Source organism: Candidatus Egerieousia sp. (assembly GCF_056211015.1).
Map to the genome: position 1 here is coordinate 1 of NZ_JBAELF010000117.1, position 4,684 is coordinate 4,684.

General features: G+C 46.2%; 8 protein-coding genes and 1 pseudogene. 3 read left to right on the top strand and 6 right to left on the bottom strand.

The window, feature by feature from the left end; translation table 11 throughout:
- The 4 genes and pseudogenes from AC06L3_RS07945 to AC06L3_RS07960 form a co-directional block, all read right to left on the bottom strand.
- Positions 1–343, bottom strand: a pseudogene (locus AC06L3_RS07945) (type II toxin-antitoxin system HipA family toxin); the annotation flags it as partial.
- On the bottom strand, positions 336–668 hold the full coding sequence (locus AC06L3_RS07950) for a HipA N-terminal domain-containing protein (RefSeq protein WP_475670085.1): 333 nt from the start codon (positions 666–668) through the stop codon (positions 336–338). The gene AC06L3_RS07950 and the pseudogene AC06L3_RS07945, both read right to left, overlap by 8 nt.
- Positions 668–877, bottom strand: coding sequence for a helix-turn-helix transcriptional regulator (locus tag AC06L3_RS07955; RefSeq protein ID WP_475670086.1), 210 nt, complete (start codon positions 875–877; stop codon positions 668–670). Before AC06L3_RS07955 ends, AC06L3_RS07950 begins: the two co-directional genes overlap by 1 nt.
- Positions 878–929: 52 nt before the next feature.
- Positions 930–1,064, bottom strand: a complete 135-nt coding sequence (locus tag AC06L3_RS07960) for a hypothetical protein (RefSeq protein ID WP_475670087.1) — start codon at positions 1,062–1,064, stop codon at positions 930–932.
- A gap of 125 nt (positions 1,065–1,189) precedes the next feature.
- Between AC06L3_RS07960 and AC06L3_RS07965 the strand changes: the two genes are divergently transcribed.
- Together AC06L3_RS07965 and AC06L3_RS07970 are read left to right on the top strand one after the other, a co-directional pair.
- Positions 1,190–1,504, top strand: coding sequence for a helix-turn-helix domain-containing protein (locus AC06L3_RS07965; protein ID WP_475670088.1), 315 nt, complete (start codon positions 1,190–1,192; stop codon positions 1,502–1,504).
- The gene (locus AC06L3_RS07970; RefSeq protein ID WP_475670089.1) at positions 1,497–2,984 is read left to right on the top strand and encodes a type II toxin-antitoxin system HipA family toxin; all 1,488 of its coding nucleotides are present in this window, start codon (positions 1,497–1,499) and stop codon (positions 2,982–2,984) included. The genes AC06L3_RS07965 and AC06L3_RS07970 overlap by 8 nt, the downstream gene beginning before the upstream one ends.
- A 1-nt stretch (position 2,985) precedes the next feature.
- On the opposite strand, the gene AC06L3_RS07975 is transcribed toward AC06L3_RS07970, so the two are convergent.
- Positions 2,986–3,510, bottom strand: a complete 525-nt coding sequence (locus AC06L3_RS07975; RefSeq protein WP_475670090.1) for a very short patch repair endonuclease — start codon at positions 3,508–3,510, stop codon at positions 2,986–2,988.
- Positions 3,511–3,719: 209 nt separating this feature from the next.
- On the bottom strand, positions 3,720–3,920 hold the full coding sequence (locus AC06L3_RS07980; protein WP_475670091.1) for a hypothetical protein: 201 nt from the start codon (positions 3,918–3,920) through the stop codon (positions 3,720–3,722).
- A gap of 233 nt (positions 3,921–4,153) precedes the next feature.
- Here AC06L3_RS07980 and AC06L3_RS07985 point away from each other — a divergent pair, with 233 nt between their 5' ends.
- Positions 4,154–4,528: a hypothetical protein gene (locus AC06L3_RS07985; protein WP_475670092.1), complete on the top strand. Its 375-nt coding sequence runs from the start codon at positions 4,154–4,156 to the stop codon at positions 4,526–4,528.
- Positions 4,529–4,684: the final 156 nt, after the last annotated feature.

Consider the following 4,684-nt stretch of genomic DNA (forward strand, 5'->3'; position numbering starts at 1 on the left):
TTTTGATTTTTGCAAGCCCGGCAAGATGCATTGTCAGATCCTCGTTTTCAGGAAGCAGTCTGAATCTTTCTGTCTGCGGTTTGAAGATGAAATCTCCCCAGAGACCCTCGATGGTAAGTTTATGGCTATTACGGTGCTTGTCCAGATGGAGCGATAACTTTGGCTGGACACCGGTAAGTGTTGTTTGTGACTGGATTATCTTCCCCGCAAGCTCATCCATTTCATCCCTCGAGTAGTCAAAAGCCGGTGCCTCAGAAGTCCCGAAGAACTTCTTCACGCACTCCTTGTGGAAATCGAGTTCTCCTGAGTCCAATTCCCTATAGCAATACAGGCACTTACTCATGGAATTCATCATTTAGCGGTTCAACACTCACTGCGCCTATACAGTCTTTACAGCAAAGCAGAAGCAGCGCATAGCGGTCCAGTTCACTAATATCCGTGTTTCTGAGTGCCACATCCAGCAACCAACCTTCCGGAATCAGCCCGTCAAAGAAAGGGAAGAGGACAGGAGACTTGTAAGGCTTGTCGCTGAGCGGCAAGGTCAGGCTGACGGCAGCAGGGGAATCCGAGGCAAGGTATTCAGAGTCATACTGGAATTCATAGCCTTCATCTGTTTCCTTCAGGAGGCCGGCTCTAATGTTCTTGTATTTAACCAATGCAGCTTTCATCACTCGTTACTTTTCTTTTGAGGTACCAATTCATAGTCGAAAAGCACGAATACCTGAGCCACCTTGTCCATACGGACGGTTTCTTTTCCTTGTTCCAGTTCCCTTACGAAGTTCAGCCCTACGCCCGACTTCATTGCGAGGTCAACTTGGGTCATTCCGTTTTCCTTGCGGAGCTGCTTCAACTTTTTTGCTATTAAACTTATTGCCAAAATTATGTCCTTTCTGATGCAAAAATAGTAAAAATTATTGAATATACATCAGTTATGATGTAATGTAAAGCAATTTCTTCCTCCTCCTGATCTCCTCCTGCCACTCTTCTCTTCGCTCGCGCCGTTCAGCCTGCTCGGCAAGCCAGGACTCACGGTTCGCTTCAAGTTTTTCCCTCACAGAAGCCATAGTGACATCAAGACAGTCAATAATATTTTGCCGATTACCGAAATATCCATATATTTGCAATGTAACTAACGAAATACAGTTAGTTAACGTTAAATCAATTACTTACTATCGCAATACCGCAAGTTATGGTAGATATGTACGAATATTCGGCTACTGAGTTGATCAGGCTGCTCGGAACGAGGTTCAAGGAGTATCGTTTGAGGTGCAATATGACCCAAAAGGATGTAGCCGAGAGTACCGGGCTGGGAATCACAACCATCACCACATTCGAGAACGGGGCAGCCGGGAATGTCTCGCTGGCCACATTCATACTGCTGCTCAAGGCGGTCGGCCAGGTCAATTCCATCGATGGTCTGCTGCCGGAGTTGCCGGAGTCTCCTTATCTCCAACGCAGCGGAAACAGGAAGGTTCAACGCATAAGGCACAAGGACAATGAATAGTTCAATCAAGGTAATGCTGTGGGACGAGGAAATAGGCCGTCTCTCTTGGGACAACAGCCGAAAGACCTCGTACTTCACATACAATCCGGAATACGTCTCAAAAGGGCTGGAACTTGCTCCTCTGACCGCTCCCATCAAGCGCGGCAACACACTTATGCCCGTTTGGGGTGAAAGCGGCAGAATCTACCAGAAGCTTCCTGCTTTTCTGGCAGACTCATTGCCTGATTCATGGGGCAATCAACTGTTCGACCTATGGGCCAGGGAGCAGCACCTTGCCAAGCCCGACATCACACCACTGGAGAAACTCTCCTTTATCGGCCGTCGTGGTATGGGCGCCCTGGAGTTCATCCCGGAGGTAAAGTTAGGGAAGGGCAGGGGAAAGGTTGATGTCAAGTCATTGATAGAACTTGCACAGCGCATATTCAAGGATCGCGAGGAAGCAGTCATCCGTCCGGATGAATCAATCACCATGCAGGCTTTGATAGCAGTAGGCACGTCAGCGGGGGGAAGACAGCCGAAAGCAATCCTGGCTGTCAACCGCGAGACAGGCGAGATTACGTCAGGACAGATTGCCGGGCAGGAGAACTGCGATTACTGCATCCTGAAATTCGGCGACGCTTCACGAAGTTCTGCTGAACTAGAAATGGCCTACTACAAGATAGCCATTGCCGCAGGCATTACCATGATGCATTCAGAACTCAAAGAAGTTGGCGGATACAGACATTTCCTCACGATGCGTTATGATCGTGACGGCTCGAAGAAACTGCATACCCAGACTCTGGCCGCTATCTCGCCAGAGGATGACAGCTATGAGAGCCTGCTTACCACCTGCCGTAAGCTGCATCTTCCGGAAAGCGACTGCCAGGAGATATTCCGCCGTATGGTATTCAACCATCTGGCGAACAATACCGATGACCACAACAAGAACTTCACGTTCATAATGACCCCCGACGGCCAATGGAAGCTGTCGCCGGCATACGATATGACATTCATATTCGACCTTGGCGGCTACCTTCCAAACAGGGATCACTGCATCTTTGCCCGAGGCAAACTCTCAGGTCTGACACTGCAGGACGCGATTGATTTTGCGAAGGATAATGGTATCCGCCGTCCGGAATCGATAGTACGGAAGGTTGCTGAATCAATCGCCCGCTTCCGCGAATTTGCAACTGAGTGCGGCGCTGCTGACGAATGGATCGGCCGCATAGAGACCTGCCTGGACTCCAAGCTCAAGGCTTGGGGATTCAAACAGGCGGAAGGGGAGAGCGCCTTTGAGATTGACGGCCATTCCATTGAAAACCCACAACTGACTCAGACCTTCAAAGGCAACCTGCATCTAACCGCAACCGTTGACGGCATTGCCCGCAAATACATCATCCGCCAGGGCACCGAGGAACATACTCATATCTCCAAGGCCGGAATATACAATGTGGAAAAGGAGTATCTAATTGGGCTTGTAAGAATTCATCTGTTGAGATAGTTCATATTACTCTAAACTCCAATGCCTTTTCCTTCCTCCTCCTGATTTCCTCCTGCCACTCTTCTCTTCGCTCGCGCCGTTCAGCCTGCTCGGCAAGCCAGGACTCACGGTTAGCTTCAAGTTTTTCCCTCACAGAAGCCATTGTGACATCAAGACAGTCCTTCTTCAACTCGCACTCCCATACAACAATGACGCGCCATCCAAGCGCTTCAAGGAAGGTATAATCCCGCAGGTCGCGCTCGCGATTGTTCTCAATCTTCGTGCTCCAGAACTCCGTATTCGTCTTAGGCCTTGTGGCATACCGGCAATCCTTGTGCCCATGCCAGAAGCAACCGTTCACAAAGATGCACGTGCGATACTTCTTCAGGACAATGTCCGGAGAGCCCGGAAGCCCTTTCTTGTTAATGCGGTACCGGTATCCAAGACTGAACAGCTCCTTGCGCAGCTTCACCTCCGGCTTGGTATTCTTTGACCGGATGTGCGACATGCACTTATGACGCTGAGAAGGGGAGAGAGGGTCGTACATTGATGATAAAACTTGCTTACAGACAAAATTACGCAAATTCTTTCTATTGAAGTGATTTTCTACTGGCGATAGCCAGACAGTCTCATCCTTTTCACCAAAATTCTTCTGCAAAATTTTACTTTTTTTGAAAAAGTATTGCAAAAATCAAAACAAAAGCGGATATTTGCAGCAGCTCATCAACCAAGTTGTAGTAAGGAGTAACGGGATCGTCATTCTATGGCGGTCCTTGCTTTTTTATATGCTTCGTACTCCTTCATCAATTTTTCGTATGTATGATGGTATTCTATTGGATAGGCTGTCCATAGCAATGTGTAACCATCTCTTTTTTCCAAGACTACAAGATATGATTCCTCTTTATGGAATATAAGAACCCTTTCACGGCCTTTACGTATATTCGCGCAAGTATTCATTCTGTATTAGTTTTTATTGAGTAATACTTCAGGAGGATGCCATAGACTATGAATTTTACTCATAAACCGGAGTGGCGATGGTTCAACACACCTTCTGCCGTCTCATGTATAGCAAAATTAACGATTGAAATTTAAACAGCTTCTTAATTATCATTATATTTGCAATGTATCATTCTCTTTTTGATGAGGTGCTACAAAATTAATTAGAAGTTTAGTTGCAACTTAACTTTATTATGTCTAAATTTGCACTCCAAAACATAGAGGCTGTTCAAGGTAAACAGACTTTCGAGAAACTCTTAGTCGATGGAGTTGCCCCGTTTGACATCTTTGAACAAGAGCTAGAAGAACAGAATAAAAGGAGTCTTGAAAAGATATATTTTTATATGAATGAGGTGGCAAACAATAGAACGCTACCTAACACCAAATTCAAAGATGTCACCCCGGATAAAGAAAAGGTTAAAGAATACGAATTTAAGGATGGTGATCTAAGAGTTTACGGCATATCCAAGTTTGGAGGAAAGATAATCATTATGGGAGGGTATAAGAATAGACAGAAGAAAGATTATCGTACCTTCCGTTCGCTGAAAGAACAATATTTAAGTCAATAAACCAATAATACAACAAACAATGAAACCCTCATGACATAATTTGTAGTCGCCAAAGTTCATGAAAAGGGTTGACGCCCGTCTATATTATATACACCAATATACATTAGACTATGGCAGACATCCAGTTCACACAGGTCGTATCGCGCGGTTGCGGTA

Excerpts from the sequence above, each read along its gene's own strand:
- AC06L3_RS07960 (WP_475670087.1), bottom strand. The coding sequence starts at position 1,064 with ATGGCTTCTGTGAGGGAAAAACTTGAAGCGAACCGTGAGTCCTGGCTT.
- AC06L3_RS07970 (WP_475670089.1), top strand. The coding sequence starts at position 1,497 with ATGAATAGTTCAATCAAGGTAATGCTGTGGGACGAGGAAATAGGCCGT.
- AC06L3_RS07975 (WP_475670090.1), bottom strand. The coding sequence starts at position 3,510 with ATGTACGACCCTCTCTCCCCTTCTCAGCGTCATAAGTGCATGTCGCAC.
- AC06L3_RS07985 (WP_475670092.1), top strand. The coding sequence starts at position 4,154 with ATGTCTAAATTTGCACTCCAAAACATAGAGGCTGTTCAAGGTAAACAG.
- AC06L3_RS07965 (WP_475670088.1), top strand. The coding sequence starts at position 1,190 with ATGGTAGATATGTACGAATATTCGGCTACTGAGTTGATCAGGCTGCTC.
- AC06L3_RS07980 (WP_475670091.1), bottom strand. The coding sequence starts at position 3,920 with ATGAATACTTGCGCGAATATACGTAAAGGCCGTGAAAGGGTTCTTATA.
- AC06L3_RS07950 (WP_475670085.1), bottom strand. The coding sequence starts at position 668 with ATGAAAGCTGCATTGGTTAAATACAAGAACATTAGAGCCGGCCTCCTG.